This window comes from Paenibacillus sp. SSG-1, assembly GCF_002224835.1.
Taxonomy (GTDB): domain Bacteria; phylum Bacillota; class Bacilli; order Paenibacillales; family Paenibacillaceae; genus Paenibacillus_AQ; species Paenibacillus_AQ favisporus.
The window spans coordinates 342916-363240 of the sequence record NZ_MBRK01000001.1 but is presented as its reverse complement, the minus strand read 5'-3'; the positions used below and the strand labels follow the sequence as shown (position 1 = coordinate 363240).

The 20325-nt window shown below is 53.0% G+C and carries 19 protein-coding genes; 5 read left to right on the top strand and 14 right to left on the bottom strand.

The annotated features are described in order from the left end of the window. Positions 1–124: 124 nt before the first annotated feature. The 7 genes from BCV73_RS01875 to BCV73_RS01845 form a co-directional block, all read right to left on the bottom strand. Positions 125–1594, bottom strand: a complete 1470-nt coding sequence (locus BCV73_RS01875) for a sensor histidine kinase (protein WP_089545751.1) — start codon at positions 1592–1594, stop codon at positions 125–127. Beyond that, positions 1591–2289 (bottom strand): response regulator transcription factor, encoded by a 699-nt coding sequence (locus tag BCV73_RS01870; RefSeq protein WP_089545750.1) that lies wholly within the window; start codon positions 2287–2289, stop codon positions 1591–1593. The genes BCV73_RS01875 and BCV73_RS01870 overlap by 4 nt, the downstream gene beginning before the upstream one ends. Positions 2290–2487: 198 nt before the next feature. Further along, positions 2488–3510 (bottom strand): LacI family DNA-binding transcriptional regulator, encoded by a 1023-nt coding sequence (locus BCV73_RS01865; RefSeq protein ID WP_089545749.1) that lies wholly within the window; start codon positions 3508–3510, stop codon positions 2488–2490. Positions 3511–3658: 148 nt separating this feature from the next. Next, entirely contained in the window at positions 3659–4666 is a 1008-nt protein-coding gene (locus BCV73_RS36095) for a globin-coupled sensor protein (protein ID WP_089545748.1), read from the bottom strand. Positions 4667–4776: 110 nt separating this feature from the next. Further along, positions 4777–5499: a MerR family transcriptional regulator gene (locus tag BCV73_RS01855; protein ID WP_089545747.1), complete on the bottom strand. Its 723-nt coding sequence runs from the start codon at positions 5497–5499 to the stop codon at positions 4777–4779. A 32-nt stretch (positions 5500–5531) separates the two neighbouring features. After that, positions 5532–6419 carry an Hsp33 family molecular chaperone HslO gene (locus tag BCV73_RS01850; RefSeq protein ID WP_089545746.1) on the bottom strand — a complete coding sequence of 296 codons (888 nt, stop codon included), beginning with the start codon at positions 6417–6419 and terminating at the stop codon, positions 5532–5534. Between the two features lie 156 nt (positions 6420–6575). Continuing rightward, positions 6576–8471: a PrkA family serine protein kinase gene (locus BCV73_RS01845; RefSeq protein ID WP_076170627.1), complete on the bottom strand. Its 1896-nt coding sequence runs from the start codon at positions 8469–8471 to the stop codon at positions 6576–6578. A 288-nt stretch (positions 8472–8759) separates the two neighbouring features. Here BCV73_RS01845 and BCV73_RS01840 point away from each other — a divergent pair, with 288 nt between their 5' ends. Further along, complete coding sequence (locus tag BCV73_RS01840; protein ID WP_076170628.1) at positions 8760–9536, top strand: DUF2161 domain-containing phosphodiesterase; 777 nt, start codon at positions 8760–8762, stop codon at positions 9534–9536. On the opposite strand, the gene BCV73_RS01835 is transcribed toward BCV73_RS01840, so the two are convergent. Both BCV73_RS01835 and BCV73_RS01830 read right to left on the bottom strand, forming a co-directional pair. Beyond that, a complete protein-coding gene (locus BCV73_RS01835; RefSeq protein ID WP_089545745.1) occupies positions 9533–10756 on the bottom strand; it encodes an aminotransferase-like domain-containing protein in 1224 nt (407 codons plus the stop codon). The genes BCV73_RS01840 and BCV73_RS01835 overlap by 4 nt on opposite strands. A 97-nt stretch (positions 10757–10853) precedes the next feature. Beyond that, a complete protein-coding gene (locus BCV73_RS01830) occupies positions 10854–11510 on the bottom strand; it encodes a response regulator transcription factor (protein ID WP_076170630.1) in 657 nt (218 codons plus the stop codon). Positions 11511–11802: 292 nt separating this feature from the next. Between BCV73_RS01830 and BCV73_RS01825 the strand changes: the two genes are divergently transcribed. Both BCV73_RS01825 and BCV73_RS01820 read left to right on the top strand, forming a co-directional pair. Continuing rightward, positions 11803–12216: a uroporphyrinogen-III C-methyltransferase gene (locus BCV73_RS01825; RefSeq protein WP_076170841.1), complete on the top strand. Its 414-nt coding sequence runs from the start codon at positions 11803–11805 to the stop codon at positions 12214–12216. Next, positions 12213–13280 (top strand): phosphodiester glycosidase family protein, encoded by a 1068-nt coding sequence (locus BCV73_RS01820; protein WP_089545744.1) that lies wholly within the window; start codon positions 12213–12215, stop codon positions 13278–13280. Before BCV73_RS01825 ends, BCV73_RS01820 begins: the two co-directional genes overlap by 4 nt. A gap of 351 nt (positions 13281–13631) precedes the next feature. Here BCV73_RS01820 and BCV73_RS01815 read toward each other — a convergent pair whose 3' ends face one another. From BCV73_RS01815 to serC, 3 genes are all read right to left on the bottom strand, one after another. Beyond that, positions 13632–13886 (bottom strand): AbrB/MazE/SpoVT family DNA-binding domain-containing protein, encoded by a 255-nt coding sequence (locus tag BCV73_RS01815; protein WP_076170632.1) that lies wholly within the window; start codon positions 13884–13886, stop codon positions 13632–13634. A gap of 203 nt (positions 13887–14089) precedes the next feature. After that, positions 14090–14554, bottom strand: a complete 465-nt coding sequence (gene trmL, locus BCV73_RS01810; RefSeq protein ID WP_076170633.1) for a tRNA (uridine(34)/cytosine(34)/5-carboxymethylaminomethyluridine(34)-2'-O)-methyltransferase TrmL — start codon at positions 14552–14554, stop codon at positions 14090–14092. 159 nt (positions 14555–14713) lie between these two features. Beyond that, on the bottom strand, positions 14714–15802 hold the full coding sequence (serC, locus tag BCV73_RS01805; protein ID WP_089545743.1) for a 3-phosphoserine/phosphohydroxythreonine transaminase: 1089 nt from the start codon (positions 15800–15802) through the stop codon (positions 14714–14716). A gap of 413 nt (positions 15803–16215) precedes the next feature. On the opposite strand from serC, the gene BCV73_RS35340 reads away from it, so the two are divergent. Next, complete coding sequence (locus BCV73_RS35340; protein WP_218828082.1) at positions 16216–16359, top strand: hypothetical protein; 144 nt, start codon at positions 16216–16218, stop codon at positions 16357–16359. A 137-nt stretch (positions 16360–16496) separates the two neighbouring features. Continuing rightward, complete coding sequence (locus tag BCV73_RS35335; RefSeq protein WP_218828081.1) at positions 16497–16667, top strand: hypothetical protein; 171 nt, start codon at positions 16497–16499, stop codon at positions 16665–16667. A gap of 818 nt (positions 16668–17485) precedes the next feature. On the opposite strand, the gene glnA is transcribed toward BCV73_RS35335, so the two are convergent. Together glnA and aroF are read right to left on the bottom strand one after the other, a co-directional pair. Then, entirely contained in the window at positions 17486–18910 is a 1425-nt protein-coding gene (gene glnA, locus BCV73_RS01800; RefSeq protein WP_076170635.1) for a type I glutamate--ammonia ligase, read from the bottom strand. A gap of 260 nt (positions 18911–19170) precedes the next feature. Beyond that, complete coding sequence (gene aroF / locus BCV73_RS01795) at positions 19171–20229, bottom strand: 3-deoxy-7-phosphoheptulonate synthase (protein ID WP_076170636.1); 1059 nt, start codon at positions 20227–20229, stop codon at positions 19171–19173. Between the last annotated feature and the right edge of the window lie 96 nt (positions 20230–20325).

The window sequence follows — 20325 nt, the reverse complement described above, 5'->3', positions numbered from 1 at the left end:
CCCATCCTACACGCCAATGATATCCGGCATACGTCGAAATGTTTCCAAGTTGTAAACTTTTATTGAAAAAAGCATCAGCTAAAGCACAGTTCATTCCCTTTGGAAAAACATAGGCTATACCTTCCTAATTCTCCCGGCCGGCGTGCCGCGGAAACGAAACGGTAAATTCGGTCTCCTCCGCATCCGAACGGACGAGTTCAAGCCGGCCCCCCTGCTTCTCCGCGAGCTGGGACGCCAGCGGCAGGCCAAGGCCGGTTCCGCCGGTAGAGCGGGCGCGGTCTTGGTGCAGCGTGGAGAACGGCTCGAACAGATGCGCCCACCATTCCCGCGGGATGGTCCGCCCCGTGTTGCGGACCGATACGCTCACTTCGTCTTCCGAAGCCCGGCTTTGAATGACAATCCGGCCGCCGGGCCGATTGTATTTGATCGCATTATCCAGCAGATTCATAAAAATATGAATGAAATGGTCCCGGTCCCCCCACACCCGGGCAGGTACGAGGTCGGTCTGTATCGTTAAATCGTATTTGGTGGCCTTGGCGCTGATCCGGGATACGACATCCTGCAGCAAATCCGCAAGCTCCACTTCTTCCGCCTGGGATTCAAAATCGTACTTCTCCAGCAGCGACAAGCGCAGCACGTCCTCGACCAATTGATACAACCGCTCGGACTCTTTGGCAATCGCACTGCGCGCTTCCTCGATCAGCTGCGGATCGTCACCGTACATGCCCAGCAAATCCGTATAAGCCTGGATCGACGTCAGCGGCGTTTTAAACTCGTGGCTCACGTTATTGATAAACTGCTTCTGCTGCTGCTCGAGCGCCTGCAGCTTCTCCACGGCCAATTGCAGATGGTGCTTTTCCTCCTGGAGCGCAGCCATGTGCCCCTTGATGTCACGGCTCATATGCAGAATGCCGGTTCCGAGCTGCCCGAGCTCGTCTTTCCGCCGCAGCGGGGACCGCTCCGGATACTCCCCGCGGGAGATCCGGTCCGCCTCCGCCTTCAGCTTCACGATATCCCTGACCTGACGGTAAACATAAATAAATCCCAGAATAAAGCTGAGCAGCAATACGATGCCGCCTGTCCAGACCAGCCGGTACGCCATCCGGTTATAAAATTCATGCTGCGCCTTCAGTGACGTATGGAGCTGGACAACCCCCAGCATGCCGTCAGGCCCCTGCATCGGCGCAAGATAGATCAGGGAATCCGCCTCGGTAATGTAGGCGATTTTACCTTTCAGCGCATAAGACAGGGCATCTCCGACATCCGGTTTTTCGGCCAGCGGCAGGGAATTGCCCACCTCTTGGCCCTTCGCGTCGTACAGGATCACCCGCATGTTGGTGGAAATACCAAGGTCCACGGCCAACTCCTGCCCCTGTTTTCCCATAAAATCCACCGGTTTCAGCCGTTCGCCCGTCAAATAATCCTGCTTGACCCTCATTTCGGCTACGTCGGCCTGCCGCTGCAGGCTCTCTTCCATCTGCTCGCGCTGATTGGTCCTGATTCCGCTGAGTACAAGCCAGCTGAGCACGCCGGTCGTAAACACCAGCAGCACTGCCAGGAACAGCGGAAACTTCCATCTCAGGCCGAGGCTCATGTGCCCTCCTCCAGCGCCTTATAGCCGATCCCGTATACCGTCTGCAGCATATAGTGGGCGTCGCCCAGCTTTTTCCGCAGCCGCTGGATATGAATGTCCACCGTTCGGGTGCCCCCTGCATACTCCATGCCCCATACGAGATCCAGCAGATCCTCGCGGGTGTACACCCGCCCGGGGTGAAACACGAGCAGCGACAGCAGATCGAATTCCTTCGGCGTCAGCTCCAGCAGCCGGCCGCTGATTTCCGCTGTGCGTTTGGCGGCATGAACGGTCAGCTGTCCAAGCACGGCTTTTTTCCCGTCCGGCGCAGGCGCGGGTTCTTCCACTTTATCCAGCCGGCGGACGATCGATTTCACCCGTGCGACCAGCTCGCGGATATCGAACGGTTTGGTCATAAAATCGTCGGCCCCAAGCTCCAGCCCCAGAACCTTGTCGACGATATCGTTTTTAACGGTCAGCATCAATATGCCGAGTCCTTTGCGGTTTTCCAGCCGGCGCAGCACCTCATAGCCGTTTGCCTTGGGCATCATGACGTCCAGCACCAGCATATCCGGGCGGAAGGCATCCGCCTGCTGCAGCGCCTCCTCACCGTCCGCGGCCGTTTCAACGACGAACCCCTCCCGTTTGAGCGCATAGGAAATCGCACTGCGGATGCTCGGCTCATCGTCGGCCACCAGCACTCTTTTTTCCTCCATCGACTATCACGTCACTTTCATCCATTGATTATAAGCGGTGCCTGATTTTCTATCATTATAAGATATTGTGCACCATTCACAACATTTCTTGACCTAAGCACCTGTCCTTTGTAACACGCCGAAATGAAACGTAATCTTAAATGACCAGACAGGACGCAAAAAGGGACATGCCTGCCCGGCACATCCCTTCCCCCTATTTTAACGCAATTGATCTTCAGAAACCTTCACTTTGCCGGTCGATTGGCGGATAACCAGGCTGGCCGGCTCCATAATTTCCGGCGGCGAGTATTCCGGGTTTTCGATCATGGAGATCAGATGCTCAATCGACCTTGCGCCGATATTATGTATGTTCTGGTTCACGGTCGTCAGGCTCGGCTTAAACACCTTGGCCTCAAAAATGTTGTCAAACCCGACAACCGAAACATCCCCGGGAACGGAAAATCCCCATGCTTCAATTTCATGAATCGCCCCCATCGCAGCCATATCCGAAGTACACACGACAGCCGTCGGGGGAGACTGAAGATGAAGGAGCTTCCTCATGGCGACCATGCCGCCTTCAAAAGAATAATCACACACTTCCAGATACTTGTCCCTGTATTCGATGGAACAGTCGGCAAGGCCCTGCTTGTATCCCTGAAGCCGCCGTTCGGCTACCGTATGGCCGAGGGTACCGGCGATATAGGCGATATCCCGGTGACCGAGCCCGTACAGATGGGAGACGGCCATATGAACGCCGTTCACGTTATCCGATGTAATATTTCCGACCCGGTTTCCCATGACGTCCGTATCCACAAACATGGTAGGAATATCGGAGCGGATCAACTCGCCGATAATCCGGTGGTCCCGCTCCACGCCGAAGATGACGACCCCATCCAGGTTTCTGCTCTCGCAGTGGTCGATAAAAGAGTAACTCTCATCGTTAAGCCGGGCAGAGAGGCGCATGAGATCATAGCCGCTGTTCTCCAGCGCCGTTTTAATGCCTTCCAGCAGTTCAGCCACATAAGGGTTCGTAAAGGGAATGTTGATCAACACCCCCACGGTCCACGATCTCCCGGTAACGAGTCCGCGTGCAATGGCATTGGGCCGGTAACGAAGAAGCTCAATCGCCGATTTTACTTTTTTCCTTGTTTTATCGCTGACGTCCGGATAATGGTTAATGACTTTGGAAACGGTTGCGACAGATACTCCAGCCTCTTTCGCCACATCATGAATGGAAGCCACTATACAATCACCTCAAATACAAATCAGTTGCCGATCAATTCAAACATTTACGATTTCGAATATTCATGATGACGAATCTATTATACCTGAATGGCGAATGATGAGGTACTGGAACAAATGAAGCTTCCTTGACGCTCCTCGTCGGCGTTTACTGGTGATTCTGAATCTCCGCCAGATCCAGCGTCAGCTTCTCGATCGTCTTCACGAAAGCGGCCAGCTCCTGGGAGCTCTCCGCCTGTGCCCTGGCATGGACTGATGTCTGCCGGGTTTCCTGCTGCACGCTCTCCAGCCGGACCATGATGCCCGACACTTTATCCTGGATCGTCTCCAGCGCTTCCCGCGAATGGGCTGCGAGCTTGCGAACCTCGCCGGCCACGACGGCAAAGCCTCTGCCGGAATCCCCGGCATGCGCCGCCTCGATCGCCGCGTTCAGTCCGAGCAGATGCGTCTGGTCGGCGATGCCCTTGATCAAGCCGCCCATGTTCTCGATTTGGGTGACATCCTCCTGCAGCTCGTCCATCAGCGAATGGGCCAGGTCCTGGGAAGCCGCGGTCACTTTCGCGGTCTCGGCGATTTGGCCGGCACTCTCGTTCAGCTCGGCAATCATGCCTGTCAGCTGCTGAACGACTTCGGTTACCGCCCGGAGCACCTGCTCCCGCTCGTCGGCAAGCTCTTGGATCTTTTCCTTTTCCTTCATATCATAAGCTTCCAGAACCAATTGCGAATCGAGGTTGAACATCTTGGTCAGGGGATGGATCACCTCGATCCAGCGGTCCGGAATGGCCTTCTTGAACAGCTCAACAGCGATGTCCAAATAAACCATGTAGCTGCCGAGATAATAATCCGTATTTAAGCCAACGCGCGAATGTACCAGTCCGATGGCGATTCTTTTCTCCAGAAACGGCTCGTCAATTACACCTTCGGCCAGCGACATCCAGTATTCCCGCTGGGTCGTCTTCAGCCTGTCGATCGTCGTTTTCCGTTCAATGATACGCATGAGCTCCGGCTCCGAAGTGATATGCCGATAAAAATGGTCAACGACTTCATCGACCACCTTGCTGAATACGGGCTGGTGCGTCCGCAGAATCTCCAAATCCTTTTCCGTCAGTCCAATAAATTTCAGCTGCTTATGCCGCGCTTCCGATACTTGAATCATGTAGAATGGCTCCTTTAGAATTTCCCTGATTATACCAATTTTAAACAATCTAACTTTGTCTATTATAGTCTATATCGACGACTAAACAACTAAAATATAGTGCATCCGGCTTATATTTTTAGTACGGCTTTACGAATGAATTGGTATAGCTCGCGGTCCATTCCAAAACGGAGAGCCTGATCGGAGTGTTCCCGGTAATAGCTTTCCGCCGACCGGCTTAACAGATCATAATCACCCGCTGCATCCTGAAAACAGCTCTTCCATCGTCTTGCTAGGGCTAATACGGTGGGATGGTGCTCCGGCGTTCCTTTCTCCATTTCGGAGCGGAACCCGGAAATCAGCCTCCGGAATTCCTCCTCCTTCTCCCTCATTTGTTCTAAATTCATAGAAGTATAATTCTGCTGGATGTTTCTTGCCATCTCCCGGCTAAAATGCTGGCTCCTGCTCATATTGATCAATTGCACGACTTCGATGAACCGGGTGGAGTCAACCGGCTGTCCGAGCTGCATTAAGCTGTAAATATTGTTTAGACGATCCCTTACATCCAGCTGCATTTGAATATGTTCATTGATGCGCGCAAGCTGGTGTTCCAGCAAATGTAACGGATTAAATTCCGGATCAGTGACCGACCGCTTCACTTCTTCCAGCGAAATTCCCAATTGTTTAAGTAAAATGATATGGTGAAGCCGCTGCAGATCGTCCTCTACGTACAAGCGGTGCCCTTTTTCCGACGTGAGTGTTGGATGCAATAAGCCGATCTCGTCATAATGATGGAGCGTCCTGACGGTTAGGCCGGTTAATTTGGCGATTTCTCCAACTTTCCAAGTTTTCATCGTTCTGTTCCTTTCTGTTGGCTTGATAACGGTTATGGGATCGTTCTTCTCCCTTGAAATATGTCGAGCAAGCTCTGAATCTCGATGGGACTAAATCCATATTTCTCCCCACAGTGGCTGCAGACCACTTCTGCCGGCTCCGCCTGCAGGACGAGGCTGGCCAGCTCCTCCCGCTCAAGGCCCAGCAGCAGATTGCTAAGCATTTCCTTTGAACATTCACAATACCACTGCAGCGGCTTGGTTTCCAGAATCGCCCAACCTTCCGGCGGGCACAGAAGCAGCTCATGATGTGCCTGATCTTTTTGATGGCGGCTCAGCATAAAATCGCTCCCATCCACCATTTCCTTTACTTGCTGCATCAAACCCGGATTTCCACCTGGGAGCAGTTGGGCCAATATTCCTCTGGATGACGATACCCGCTGCTTCTCATGGTCGATACAAAGGTTTAAGGTAACCCACGTCAATGTTTGTTCGCTTTGGCCATAATAATGAGAAATATCATCCGTGATATTTGCGTAAGGCATATCCGTAATTCCTGTAAACATCCGATTCGCTCGCGTTTCCTGCACCACTTGGATGTTGCCCCTGCTCCCAATGATCTGCCCGAGCGATAAGCCCTCCGATGGCAGTTGAAACCACTCTTCACTGAGATATCCCCGAACATTACCGGAAGCGTCCGCATCCGCAAATATGTTTACGCCGGGGCTGCTTGTCTTGATTTTCAGGCTCATCTGCTGCGGATCTTTTAAAATACCCGCAATCAGCCCTGCCACCGATACCGTTCTGCCTAATGCCTCTTTCAACACCGGGCCCATTGTTCTTCTATTAAAGATTTGTTGGAGCAAATGGGTATTATCCATAAAAATGATACGGACTTTTCCGTCAAACGCAATCGATTTTGCAATCCAGCTGCTCTTCATTTTCTACATTCCTTTCCGCGATTCTAGTATCCCCACATTTTACTTCCTAACGTTACGTGAGGTTCAAGACCCGAAAAAGAAAAAAGCAGAAAAAAATGGCCCCCGATATGAATCAGGAGCCATGTTAGACACTGGAATTTATACGGTTTCTGCTGATTACCGGTTCAGCAAACTTCCTACATAGCGCAGCAGCTCGTTCGCGCATACCGGGCAGTAGCCGTGCTCGTCGATCAGCCGTTTGCTTACTTCGTTAATCCGCTTAAGCTGGGCGGCATCCGGCGTTTTGGTCGACGTCGTTATTTTTACGATATCCTTGAGGTCTGTAAACAGTTTCTTCTCGATCGCTTCGCGCAGACGGTCATGGTTATGGTATTCGAACTTTTTGCCCTTACGGGAATAAGACGAAATCCGGATGAGGATTTCTTCGCGGAACGCTTTTTTGGCATTTTCGGAAACGCCGATCTGCTCCTCGATGGAACGCATCAGTCTTTCGTCCGGATTCATCTCTTCGTCGGTGAGCGGATCGCGGATTTTCGTCCAGTTGCAGAACGCCTCGATGTTGTCGAGGTAATTCTCGAACAACGTTTTGGCCGACTCCTCAAAGGAATAAACAAAGGCCTTCTGCACTTCTTTTTTCGCCAGCTCGTCGTATTCTTTCCGGGCCACCGCGATGAAGTTCAGATAACGCTCCCGTTCGTCCTTCGTAATGGAGGCGTGCTGGTCAAGTCCGTCTTTGATGGCCCGCAGCACATCCAGTGCGTTAATGCATTGAAGGTCCTGCTTAATCAAAGCACTGGAAATCCGGTTGATGACATACCGCGGATCGACGCCGGACATGCCTTCTTCCAAATATTCAGACTGCATTTCCTTCAAATCGGCTTCTTTATACCCTTCAATCTCTTCGCCATCGTACATTCTCATCTTTTTGACCAGGTCCATTCCCTGCTTCTTCGTCTCCTTGAGACGGGTCAGAATGGAGAAAATCGCGGCGGAACGCAGCGCATGCGGCGCAATATGGATATGCTTCATGTCGCTTTGCGAAATGAGCTTGCCGTAAATCTTTTCTTCATCCGATACCTTCAGGTTATAAGGAATCGGCATGACGATCATCCGGGACTGCAGCGCTTCGTTTTTCTTGTTGGCGATAAAGGCCTTGTACTCCGATTCGTTCGTGTGGGCAACGATGAGCTCGTCGGCGGAAATAAGCGCGAACCGGCCTGCCTTGAAATTGCCTTCCTGCGTGAGCGAGAGCAGGTTCCACAGAAACTTCTCGTCGCATTTGAGCATTTCCTGAAATTCCATCAGGCCGCGATTGGCCTTGTTCAGCTCTCCATCGAAACGGTAGGCGCGGGGGTCCGATTCCGAACCGTATTCCGTAATGGTAGAAAAGTCGATGCTGCCGGTCAGGTCAGCGATGTCCTGGGATTTCGGATCTGAAGGGCTGAATGTACCGATACCGACACGGCTGTCTTCCGAGATCAGCACCCGGGTGACGGGCATTTTCTCGATATCGCCGTCGTATTCGGTTTTCAGGCGCATTTGGCAGGAAGGGCAGAGATTGCCTTCGATCCGCACGCCAAGTTCTTTTTCCACTTCAGGCCTCAGGTCCAGCGGAATGAGATGAAGTGGTTCCTCATGCATCGGGCACCCGTCAATGGCAAATACGGCGCCTTGCGGTGTTCTCGAAAATTTCTCAAGGCCCCGCTTCAGCAGGGTCACAATCGTCGATTTCCCGCCGCTGACCGGACCCATCAGCAGCAGAATCCGTTTACGGACGTCGAGCCTGCGGGCCGAGGAGTGGAAGTACTCCTCCACCAGCTTTTCAATGGCACGATCCAGGCCGAAAATTTCCTGCTCAAAAAATTTATAACGTTTATGGCCGTTGACCTCTTCCACGCCGTATGATTTGATCATGTCATAGACGCGGGCATGCGCCGTCATCGCCGGTGATGGGTCCTGACGAAGAAGGTCGATGTATTCTTTAAAGGTGCCATTCCATGCCAGTTGATCGCTCTCTGCCCGATATGCCGCTACGCGTTCGAAAATATCCATGCAAGTACCTCCTATGACTCGGTTATGAAATCGCAAGCTACTCCTACAAAATGCGTCAAGGGTCAACTGCTCCCATCGATTCTTAAAAAGTGTATTACATACCTATGCGGGACCGTGGGATTAGTTGACCTCTTTTTTCGCCCATGTCAGATTGTCTTTTTCTATAAAAGCAAGGGTGCTGCGACTTTCCCGGCGGGATATCTGCCCCTAGGATTCGGGTTCTTCATTTGAAATGATATAATGAACAAAGAATTCAGAAGCGGATCACCGCAGAAGGAGAGCCTGAACATGTCCGTCCAGCATGAAACCGAACTTTACGAGCCATTGAAGGCTTTTTTTGAGCGGCAGGGCTACGAGGTCAAAGGCGAAGTTCGCCACTGCGATCTGGTGGGCCTGCATCCGGACGAGGAAGAGCCGCTGATCGTGGAAATGAAAAAGACGTTCAACCTCTCCCTGCTGCTGCAGGGAGTCGAACGTCTCAAGCTGAGCCCTCATGTATATTTGGCGGTGGAGCGCAACCGCAGCAAGCGGGGTGCCGTGAACCAGCGCTGGGATGACATCACCGGTTTATGCCGCAGGCTGGGCGTCGGTCTGATCACCGTCACCTTCTATAAAACCAAGAAACCGCTGGTAGAGGTGCTCTGCGAGCCGGGAACGCCTTACGTGCCAACCCGCAGGATGAAAGTCCGCAAGTCCCGGCTGCTCTACGAATTCCGCGAACGCAGCGGCGATTATAACGTCGGCGGCACCACCCGGGCGAAGCTGATGACGGCTTACCGGGAAAAAGCGCTTCGCGTCGCAGGCGCCCTCGCAGGCGCACCGGAAGGCGGCCTGTCGCCCGCGCATTTGCGGGAGAAAAGCGGCGTGCCGAATGCAGCGGCCATCCTGCAGAACAACTATTACGGCTGGTTCCAGCGGATCTCCCGCGGCCGCTACCTCCTGACGCCGGCAGGCACCGCCGATCTGGAGCGCTATGCCGGCATCCTGGAGACGGGGGCATCCAGTTTGCCCGCTCTTGTGGAAACGGCCACGCCGGCGCGTGCCTCTCGCCGCAAAAAGACTTAGCTGCGCGCCGTAAATTCGCCGATCGCTTCGCCGATCAGATTCATGCCCAGCAGCAGCTCGTCACGGCCGGGGTGAGTGAAATTCAGCCGAATCCAGCCGCTTCCCCGCCCGTCCGGGTAGCACAGCGTGCCGGGGAGAAAAGCTGCGCCCTTACCCAAGGCGCATTTCAAGAGGGCCAGACTGTCCAGCCCATCCGGCAGCTGAAGCCAGATAAACATGCCCCCTTTGGGGATGACGTAGCTGGCATCCTGCCATGCCGGCCGCTGCAGCAGCCCGTTCATCAGCTTCAGGCGGGTGTCGTATTCGCGGTTCAGCATTTTGATATGCTCATGAATATCGAAAGCGGAGGATTCCAGCATGTTGTGCAGGAAGCGCTGGTTCAGCGTGCTGGACTGCCAATCGGCCAGCTGCTTGGCGGCAGCCAGCATATTGATCAGCGGCCGGCTTCCGGCGGCCCAGCCCGTACGCAGCGCCGGGGCGATCGTTTTGCTGAACGAACCGATGTAGAGCACCCCCTGTCCGCTGCCCGAGCCGTCCAGCGCAAACAGGGAGGGGTACAGACTGGTGAATTCCCGCTGCGATAACTTTTCAAAATAAAGTTCCCCGTAAGAATTGTCTTCTATAATGAGGATACTGTGCTCCCTGCACAGGTCAAGCACTTCCTTACGCCGCTCTAAGCTCCAGAGGACCCCCGTCGGATTGGAGAAATTCGGTGAGGCTACCAGCAGCTTCGGCTGCGTCCGCTCAATCTGTTCCAGCAAACGTTCCGGAATCAGGCCATTCTGGTCGCTGTCCACCGGAATAACGACAGCCCCCTGCATCTTGAACACCTGCAAGTATCCCGGCGAAGCCGGACTTTCCACAAGCACGCGGTCCCCTGGCTCTACATAGACGCGGGCCAGCAGATCCATTGCCTGCTGCACACCAGTCGTCAGCAGAATTTGATCCGGACCCACATCGATGCGCTTGGTGCGCCTCCAGTCCTCCGACAACCACTCGCGCAACGGCAAAAAGCCCTGCGGCTCCCCATACTGAAGTGCCGTAGGACTATTCGAAATCACTGCTGCCGCTGCTGCCTCCAGGGAAGATACGGGAAATAACTCTTCGGCCGGAAGCTCCTCTGCAAAAGAAATGAAGGATTCCCGATTTGCCAAGGACCGGATGAGATGAAGCGGTGACGACAGCATGACCTCCGTACGGGCCGCAAAGGAATACTGCATGGTCTCTCCTCCCATTTATCTCTTATTGGGTTCGGTCTCTCTATATAATTTGCAACCCTAAAGTATGTATTCAGAGACGCATGGAATTATGCCGTATTCAAATGTACATCGCTCGCTTCTGGCGTGAATGAAGCGCAAATTTTTCGATGGCCTGGGCCCGTGTGGACACCCCTAGCTTGACGTAAATTTTGCGCAGGTAGTTATCGATGGATCTTCGGCTGACGGTAATTTCCGTTGCGATCTTATCGTAGGTAATCCCCTGTACGATCCGTTCCATAATAAAAATCTCCGTCTCGGTCAGATCAAACATCCCTTCTGCCGAGGGAGCCGCCTGCATCTGCCAGATCCCCTGCTTCAGCCATTCAATCGGCAGGGCGGCAAAGCCTTCGCGCAGCCCGTCGATCATCAGCATAAGCTGGGAGGCCGAGGCCTGTTTCGACAAAATTCCGCTCCCCCCGTGATGAATGATCGGATGCAGCAGCTTCAAACCGTCATGATCCGTCAAGATGAGGACATGGCTCTCCGGAGAACTGCTCTTCAGCTTCTCCAGCAGCGGTTCCGCCGTTCCCTCGGGCATCTGGTAGTCCAACAGAACCAGATCGGGCTGGTGCTCGATCACCAGCACCAATCCTTCGTCCCAGGTTGAGGCCATCCCCGTTACCTTCAGATTCTCCCGTTCCTCCAGTATCAACTTGGTGCCTAGCATACTCGTGGGGTGGCTATCGATAATCACAACCCGCCAAACTCTCGTCATTTCAATGGTAACCTCCTGGTACTGATCGTTATTGAATATAAAGTACAGCAGCGTTTCTCCTCCGCTCACAAGCGCGTTAAACGCTTGTTTTAAGACGTTTCTATTTTCATATCAAGGCTCGCTAAACGGTTATGTATAATATAAATCTATCAGTCTTAAACAGATTGTATCGCACCCCTATTATTTCGTGCAATCTATTTTTAGGTATTTTTATGACTTGTATTCATTTTTGCGAAAATAATAGGGTAATGATAGAATGGGGACTGGAAAAAATTCAACGAAAACCGAGGTGATGACATTGCAAACTTCGACAGGGCCTTCCGCACCATTCGGAAACCAGCCCAAGAGGGAGAAGCCACCCTCCGTCAAGTTCGTGCTCCTGATATGGATACTGCTGATTGTACTGGGCATCGGCGCTGCCTATTTATATAGCAATCATGTGAAACAGGAAATGATAAAGCAGCTTCAGGCAAGTACGGAAAACCAGATGAACGATTTAAAAAAGAGTTACGAGGCTCAGTTTAACGAACTGGCGGGGCAAGTTAAGGAGCTGGAGAGCAAGGTGCAGTCCTTTAACGAACTGCTGACGTTCACCAAGGATAACGCCACGAGCAAAACCGATAACAGCAACAAGCTGTACACCCAGCTGAACGAAGTGAAGAAACAGCTGGACACGCTGCAGAAAAAGATGGATCTGCTCAAATGAATGTAAGCATCAAACAGATCAACCGCTTTTTTCTGCTCGTGACCGCTCCGTTCGTTGGATTGTTCATCTATTTGCTGTTCAGCCTAGGTCCCCTACATATCCAGGTCGATACCGCAGCGTACGTTCCGGCAGATACGCTCAAGCCGCATACCGACTCGCTGCTGAAGGAGCTGGACAAGGCCGACAAAACTGTGAAAGTAACCATTTCGTCCATCAGCAAGACGTCCAGACTATACAAGCAGACGACTTCAGCGATGAATGCGATCGAAGCGACGGCCAAAACACAAGCCGGACGTCCCGAGTTCATCTACAATAAACGGATTACGTCCAAGCTCGGCGCCCCTATTGAACGCGTCGATAGCGAACGAATCCGGATCGAGCTCTACAAGGTCAACCCGGGTGTGTACAATGGATATGCCATGAAGGTGAAGCTCAAGGATCCCTCTGCCATGGGCATGAGCCTTGCCAAGGACAAGCTGGGAAGCTCCGAAACGACGATGCAGGCCGTAAGCCGGCACGGGGCCGTGGCCGGGATCAATGCCGGAGGATTTGCCGACACCAGCGGCAAGCGTTATCCGCTCAGCACCACCGTCATGAATGGAGAGTATCTTACGGGATTCCAGTCCAGCTTCAAGGATCTCTTCTTCGTGGGGCTGAACAAATCCGGCAAGCTTATCGGCGGCAAGTTCCAGAATCAATCCGAACTGGACCGCCTGCAGCCCAAATTCGGGGCGACCTTCGTGCCGATGCTGCTAAAAAACGGCCAGCCCGTTGAAATCCCGCTCAAATGGAAGCAGTCTCCCAACCGTGCGCCGCGGACCGTGATCGGCAAATACAAAGACGACCAGCTGCTGATCATCGTCGTGGACGGGCGCAACGAAAACGGCAGCTCGGGAGCCACCCTCCAAGAGCTGCAGAGTAAAATGTTCCATCTCGGCGTCATCGATGCCTATAATCTGGATGGCGGGGGCTCTTCGACCCTGGTGCTGAACGGCAGGGTGGTCAACCACCCGTCGGACGGCAGCATGCGCCCGGTCCCGACCAACTTTTTATTTTATAAATAATGTATCCTTAAGCTGCAAAAAAATTATGAACAAAATGACGAATTCATTTATTTTTCCAGCAAGTGTGGGTATAATAGGCTTATTGAGCAATGGTAGTTCAGCGGGAGGTGGCCTTAAATGTCGTTCTCATTAACTTTTTGGATTTGTATGGTGGTGCTGCTAATGTTCCTGGTCGGCATCCTAACCGCAGCTTATAACGATGATAAAACTAAAGGACTGTAAGGCCGAAGAGGCTTCCTGTATAGGAAGCCTTTTTTCATGGAAACCTGATCCATTTAAGCGAACCAGGTTATAAATAGACCTGGCTATAAAAGAAAAACACCACGAAAACTCGTGATGCCCAAATGAATGCTATGCATGCTTTTGCAATTGCAGCATGTCGGATTGACACTGGCCGCAAATATACCGCTCTTTGAATTCCGTCACTTCGTCCATCGAACCGCAAAACACGCATTTCGGACGGTAACGTTCCAGAATGATGTGGTCCCCCTGCACCAGAATCTCGACAGGATCTCCTTCGTTCATCTGATAACGTTTTCTAAGCGACTTCGGCAGGACGATTCTTCCGAGCTGATCTACCTTGCGTACAACACCGGCAGGTTTCATGTTCAACACCTCTCCCTATGACTAATCGAATGTAAAGTGATTAGAAAGTACCCCCTGTGATCATTATTCATACTTTCCAATCCAGAAATATGGGTCTTTTCTAATAGTTCGATGTGACGATGTCGAATCCTGCTCCGGATTAAAATTTTATTACTTTATTTTAGAAGCTGAATTTTTCCGTGTATTGTATCCAAATGCAGTCCTTATTCCATCCCCGGATAATCGAGCTGCCGCAGCGCCTCGTACACGATGATCGCCGCCGAATTGGACAGGTTCAACGACCGGACCTTATCCGTCATCGGCATGCGCATACACGTATCAGGGTTGGCAGCAAGCAGTTCCTCCGGAAGTCCCTTCGTTTCCTTGCCGAACACGAGAAAATCCTCATCCTGGAACTGAAAGTCCGTGTATCGTTTGTCGGCTTTTGTCGTCGCATAGAAGAAACGCCGGCCGGCGTACATCTCCTGCACCTCTGCAAAAGATTCATGGTATTCAATATGAACCGCATACCAGTAATCCAGACCCGCACGCTTCAACGTCGCGTCATCAGTGCGAAAACCAAGCGGCTTCACGAGATGCAGGTGAGCTCCCGTCGCTGCGCAGGTTCTGGCGATATTGCCGGTATTCGCGGGAATTTCAGGTTCAACAAGTACGATGTGCAATGCCATAGATCGTTTTCCACTCCATTCATTTTCTATACAAAATGAACTAAAGGCTAATCATGCTTCACCTTTTTAGTTCAAATGATATTGCTAAAGTTTAAAAAGCCTCTCGCCGGCTAACGGCGAAAGGCGCTTCACTCATGGATGTTCTGGCTTCAGGCTTCATTACCCATGATTCTTTTGAAAATGGTTCATAAAATCAGCCAGTGCTTTAACATTCTCGTAAGGAACGGCGTTGTAAATCGAAGCGCGCAGACCGCCGACGCTGCGGTGTCCCTTCAGACCTACAAAACCTTCCTGTTCCGATTCCTTAATAAACTGCTTCTCCAGCTCTTCGGAAGGAAGACGGAATGTAATATTCATAATCGAGCGGCTGCCCGCCTCTACCGGTCCGCGGTAGAAGCCTTCGCTGCTGTCTATTGTATCATAAACCAAGCCGGCTTTCTCCCGGTTGATCTTCTCCACTCCGGCTAGAGAGCCTTGTTCTTCGATCCACTTCAGCACTTCGTTGACCATGTATACCGAAAAGGATGGTGGGGTGTTGTAAAGAGAGTTGTTCGCCGCATGCGTGCTGTAGCGCAGCATCGTCGGAATATGCTTCGGCGATTCGGCCAGCAGCTCTTCCCGGGCGATGACGACCGTTACGCCGGAAGGTCCCAGGTTCTTTTGCGCTCCCGCATAGATAAAGTCGAACTGATTCACGTCGAACTCGCGGCACAGGATGTCGCTGGACATGTCCGCAATCAGCGGTACGCTGCCTGTATCCGGGTACTGCTGGTACTGGCTGCCTTCGATCGTTTCATTGGACGTTACGTGCAGGTACGCGGCATTTTCCGGAATTTCGATGCTGCTCAGATCCGGAATCGACATAAACTTATTGTTCTCCGAAGAAGCAGCAATATGCGTCTCCCCGATCAAGCGTGCTTCCTTCTCCGCTTTGCTGGCCCAGCTTCCTGTCAAGACATAGCTTCCGGTCTTGCCGGTTGTCAGAAAGTTCATCGGCACCATCGCAAACTGGGTGCTGGCACCCCCCTGCAGAAACAGCACCTTGTATCCCGAAGGATTGCCCAGGAGGGACAGCAGACGGCTTTGCGCTTCGTTATGGACTTCGTCATAGACCTTGCCGCGGTGCGACATCTCCATGATGGACATCCCTGTCCCCCGGAAATCCACGAATTCAGCTTGTGCGCGTTCCAGCACTTCCAGCGGCAATGCGGCAGGGCCGGCGTTAAAATTGTATGCTCTCTTTGTCAAAACAACTCCCCATCCTCTCTCTTATAGCGAATGATAATATGGCAATGATAGCAGTATTCCCAAGGGCCATCAAGTACAAAAAAGCACATAGTATGACGCCTTGCGGACGTTTGTTTTTATCTATTACTTTAACACAGTTTATTTAACGGAGTAAAGCACTGCAGGAAATGGCAGATCAAAAGTCGACAATTTTCGTCAGAACCAGCCAGGGGGACCTCGATAACCGTCATCACCGGAGTTTTCCCAACAGTCCTACTCCTGCTCGCTGCCCCCGAACTGTCCACACTTACTTCCATGCCCAGCGGAGCGGACACCGCAATTCCGGAACAGTGGAACGGTCGCCTTTGTTTTCCCGTTTCTACCGCGGACAGCGGCTAAATTCGGGAAACGGAAAAACAACAGCGAGTGGAGGAATGCGGTGGACGCGGAGCGCTCCCAAGGAAAGTGGTGTGCGGAGCCCTTCCCAGGATGCGGTGGACGCGAACGCTGGCCCGGCATGGCATATGCTGCCGCATGCAGGCTTGGCTCTCTTTGGCAGACAAATCACCTCATTGTGAAGGCACCAGCACAACTGCTTCTCTGAACCGCCCACACTTACTCCCCTGCAAAGCGGAGCGGACACCGCAATTCCGGAACAGCGCAGCGGTCGCCTTTGTTTTCCCGTTTCTACCGCAAACAGCGGCTAGTTCAAGAAATGGGAAAACAACACGCGAGTGGAGGAATGCGGTGGAGGCGGAGCGCTTCCCAGAATGCGGTGTACACGAACGCTGGCCCGGCATGGCATATGCTGCCGCATGCAGGCTTGGCTCTCCTTGCCAGACACATCACCCTCTTCGTAGAGGCTGCTGACGTGTTGTCTCCCTGAGCACCTACTTCCCTGAACCGCCCACACTTACTCCCCCTGCATAGCGGAGCGGACACCGCAATTCCGGAACAGCGCAGCGGTCGCCTTTGTTTTCCCGTTTCTACCGCAAACAGCGGCTAGTTCAAGAAACGGGAAAACAACACGCGAGTGGAGGAATGCGGTGGCTGCGGAGCGCCCCCAACACGCGAGTGGAGGAATGCGGTGGCTGCGGAGCGCCCCCAACACGCGAGTGGAGGAATGCGGTGGCTGCGGAGCGCCCCCAACACGCGAGTGGAGGAATGCGGTGGCTGCGGAGCGCCCCCAACACGCGAGTGGAGGAATGCGGTGGCTGCGGAGCGCCCCCAACACGCGAGTGGAGGAATGCGGTGGCTGCGGAGCGCCCCCAACACGCGAGTGGAGGAATGCGGTGGCTGCGGAGCGCCCCCAACACGCGAGTGGAGGAATGCGGTGGCTGCGGAGCGCCCCCAACACGCGAGTGGAGGAATGCGGTGGCTGCGGAGCGCCCCCAACACGCGAGTGGAGGAATGCGGTGGCTGCGGAGCGCCCCCAACACGCGAGTGGAGGAATGCGGTGGCTGCGGAGCGCCCCCAACACGCGAGTGGAGGAATGCGGTGGCTGCGGAGCGCCCCCAACACGCGAGTGGAGGAATGCGGTGGCTGCGGAGCGCCCCCAACACGCGAGTGGAGGAATGCGGTGGCTGCGGAGCGCCCCCAACACGCGAGTGGAGGAATGCGGAGTACGCGCAGCGTCCCCCCAAACAAAGAGGCTGCCCCTCCAGTCATCCCTGACCGGAGAGGGCAGCCATTTCTTGATACGAATTAGCAGTCGAAGTACAGACCGTACTCGTGCGGATGCACGCGGATCGAAACGGCTTTCGCTTCAGCACGCTTCAGGCTAACGAAGTTATCAATGAATTCTTTGGTGAATACGCCGCCTTCCAGAAGGAAGTCGTAATCAGCTTCCAGAGCGTCCAATGCTTCGTCCAGGGTGCCCGGTACGCTGCGGATTTCCGCTTTTTGATCGTCGGAGAGCTCATAGATGTTTTTGTCCATCGGTCCGTATCCGAGCTCAACCGGATTGATTTTGCGCTTGATACCGTCCAGACCGGCCATCAGCATAGCCGAGAAGGCCAGGTAAGGGTTCGCCGTGGAGTCCGGTGTACGGAACTCGATGCGGCAGCCTTTAGGCGTTACAGCGGCGACTGGAATACGGATCGCTGCCGAACGGTTACCTTTCGAGAACACGAGGTTAACCGGTGCTTCGTAGCCAGGAACCAGACGCTTGAAGGAGTTTGTCGACGGGTTCGTGATGGCAATCAAGGCCGGAGCATGGTACAGGATACCGCCGATGTAGTTCAGCGCCATTTCGCTCAGGTTCGCATAAGCGCCTTTTTCATAGAACAAAGGCTCGTCGCCATTGAAGATGGACTGGTGAACGTGCATGCCGCTTCCGTTGTCGCCAAAGATCGGTTTTGGCATGAAAGTAGCCACTTTACCGTATTGACGAGCTGTGTTGTGAACGATGTATTTGTACAGCAAGAGGTTATCCGCTGTTTTCTTCAGAGTATCGAAACGGAAATTGATTTCCGCTTGGCCTGCAGTGGCCACTTCATGGTGATGACGCTCGATGCGGAGGCCAGCTTCTTCCAGCAAACGACACATTTCGCTGCGGATGTCTTGTTGGGTGTCGACCGGAGCGACAGGAACGTATCCGCCTTTCACGCGTACTTTGAAGCCAAGGTTGCCGCCTTCTTCTTTACGGTTCGTGTTCCACGAAGCTTCTTCGGAATCCACGAAGTAAGAAGAACTGTTCATGCCGCTCTCGTAACGGACGTCGTCAAAAATAAAGAATTCGGATTCAGGCGCAAAGAAGGCTGCCGTACCAACGCCGCACTGTTGCAGATACTCTTCGGCTTTGGCTGCAATGCTGCGCGGATCGCGCTCATAGCGCTCGCCGTCCGGCGTGTTGATGTTACACATGATGTTCAGTGTCGGATGAGCGGTGAATGGATCGACAAAAATCGATTCCGGATCTGGCATCATAACCATATCCGATTCTTCGATTCCCCGGAAACCGGCGATGGAAGAGCCGTCGAACGCAACCCCGTTCACGAACGTTTCTTCATCCACTTCAGAGGCAGGCAAAGAAATGTGATGCGCACGGCCAGCCAAATCTACGAAACGGAAATCCACCCACTCAATTGCTTTCTCCTGAATTGTTTTTAATACGTTTTCAACCGACATGCTCTCTTCCTCCCAATTTCCGAACATTTCCCCGCATTTAAAACGTAAACGTTCAGTATCTAATGATTTATGTCGTCATTATAAAACTTCAAACCTGACATCGTCAATATGTATGTAAGGTATTTTTAAAAATGGTGTGAGGTATCCTTACACTTTTCAACACATTATTTGCACTAATTGCAAATAGCCTGCACGGACTGATTTTCAGGGGAAAATCAGCCGGCAGGCTTCGATGTCTATCCGGTATTACCGGGGAAATATTATACCCCTACTTTAAAGGCTTCAGCAGGCGCCTTGGACGTACTGAAGGTGCGTCCGACGAGCGGAGCCAGCTTTTCCAAGTCTTTAAGAAGCGCGGCGAACTGGTCCGGGAACAGCGACTGCACGCCGTCTCCGGTCATCGAATTGTCCGGGTCTGTATGCATCTCGATAATCAGTCCGTTAGCCCCAGCTGCAACCGAGGCTTTGGACATAGGCTCAACCAGTTCTCTGCGGCCCGTGCCGTGGCTCGGATCGGAAATGACCGGCAGATGGCTCAGCTGCTGCAGGACAGGGATAGCCGACAAATCCAGCGTATTTCTAGTATAGCTTTCGAATGTACGGATTCCGCGCTCACAGAGCATGACGTCCGGGTTGCCGCCAGCAAGGATGTATTCCGCCGCATTCAGCAGCTCATCGTAGGTGGCGCTGAAACCGCGCTTGAGCAGTACCGGCTTACCGCAAGTTCCCAGCTTGCGCAGCAGATCAAAGTTCTGCATATTCCGCGTGCCCACCTGCAAAATATCGGCATATTCGGCGCAGATATCCACGTATTCCGGTGTCATGACTTCCGTAATAGTTAGCAGGCCGTGCTTTTGCCCGGCTTCAGCCATCATAATAAGACCTTCGACACCTATCCCTTGGAAGCTGTATGGTCCTGTCCGTGGCTTGAAGGCCCCGCCTCTCAGCACCTGTCCGCCGGCAGCCTTCACCAGGCCCGCAATTTCATCAATCTGCTCGGGGGATTCAACCGCACAGGGTCCTCCCATGACGACGAGCTCGTCGCCGCCGATTTCCACGCCTTTTATCTTGATCACCGTGTTCTCCGGATGAAAATCACGGCTTGCCAATTTGTATGATTTGGTAATCTTCACTACATTCTCTACTCCCTTCATTTGACGCAGGTGCTCAGCAAGCTGCGGGTTGACCTGACCGATCAGCCCAATGACCGTCCGGTCTGCGCCTTTGGAAACAGAAGCCTGCAGTCCTTCCTTCTCAATCACACGCACAATATCCGCAATTTGTTCTTCCGGAGTCGTATTGGATGTAATTACGATCATGGCTATCATTCCTCCTGTGAAGCGCCTCGCTTCAGCGTACGCTTCTCGTATATTTTCAAATGATTCGGTATCTTTATCTGGTCTACCGTTCTCGCC

Excerpts from the sequence above, each read along its gene's own strand:
- BCV73_RS01875 (WP_089545751.1), bottom strand. The coding sequence starts at position 1,594 with ATGAGCCTCGGCCTGAGATGGAAGTTTCCGCTGTTCCTGGCAGTGCTG.
- BCV73_RS01870 (WP_089545750.1), bottom strand. The coding sequence starts at position 2,289 with ATGGAGGAAAAAAGAGTGCTGGTGGCCGACGATGAGCCGAGCATCCGC.
- BCV73_RS36095 (WP_089545748.1), bottom strand. The coding sequence starts at position 4,666 with ATGATTCAAGTATCGGAAGCGCGGCATAAGCAGCTGAAATTTATTGGA.
- BCV73_RS01855 (WP_089545747.1), bottom strand. The coding sequence starts at position 5,499 with ATGAAAACTTGGAAAGTTGGAGAAATCGCCAAATTAACCGGCCTAACC.
- BCV73_RS01850 (WP_089545746.1), bottom strand. The coding sequence starts at position 6,419 with ATGAAGAGCAGCTGGATTGCAAAATCGATTGCGTTTGACGGAAAAGTC.
- BCV73_RS01845 (WP_076170627.1), bottom strand. The coding sequence starts at position 8,471 with ATGGATATTTTCGAACGCGTAGCGGCATATCGGGCAGAGAGCGATCAA.
- BCV73_RS01840 (WP_076170628.1), top strand. The coding sequence starts at position 8,760 with ATGTCCGTCCAGCATGAAACCGAACTTTACGAGCCATTGAAGGCTTTT.
- BCV73_RS01835 (WP_089545745.1), bottom strand. The coding sequence starts at position 10,756 with ATGCAGTATTCCTTTGCGGCCCGTACGGAGGTCATGCTGTCGTCACCG.
- BCV73_RS01830 (WP_076170630.1), bottom strand. The coding sequence starts at position 11,510 with ATGACGAGAGTTTGGCGGGTTGTGATTATCGATAGCCACCCCACGAGT.
- BCV73_RS01825 (WP_076170841.1), top strand. The coding sequence starts at position 11,803 with ATGACATTGCAAACTTCGACAGGGCCTTCCGCACCATTCGGAAACCAG.
- BCV73_RS01820 (WP_089545744.1), top strand. The coding sequence starts at position 12,213 with ATGAATGTAAGCATCAAACAGATCAACCGCTTTTTTCTGCTCGTGACC.
- BCV73_RS01815 (WP_076170632.1), bottom strand. The coding sequence starts at position 13,886 with ATGAAACCTGCCGGTGTTGTACGCAAGGTAGATCAGCTCGGAAGAATC.
- trmL (WP_076170633.1), bottom strand. The coding sequence starts at position 14,554 with ATGGCATTGCACATCGTACTTGTTGAACCTGAAATTCCCGCGAATACC.
- BCV73_RS35340 (WP_218828082.1), top strand. The coding sequence starts at position 16,216 with ATGCGGTGGACGCGGAGCGCTCCCAAGGAAAGTGGTGTGCGGAGCCCT.
- BCV73_RS35335 (WP_218828081.1), top strand. The coding sequence starts at position 16,497 with ATGGGAAAACAACACGCGAGTGGAGGAATGCGGTGGAGGCGGAGCGCT.
- glnA (WP_076170635.1), bottom strand. The coding sequence starts at position 18,910 with ATGTCGGTTGAAAACGTATTAAAAACAATTCAGGAGAAAGCAATTGAG.
- aroF (WP_076170636.1), bottom strand. The coding sequence starts at position 20,229 with ATGATCGTAATTACATCCAATACGACTCCGGAAGAACAAATTGCGGAT.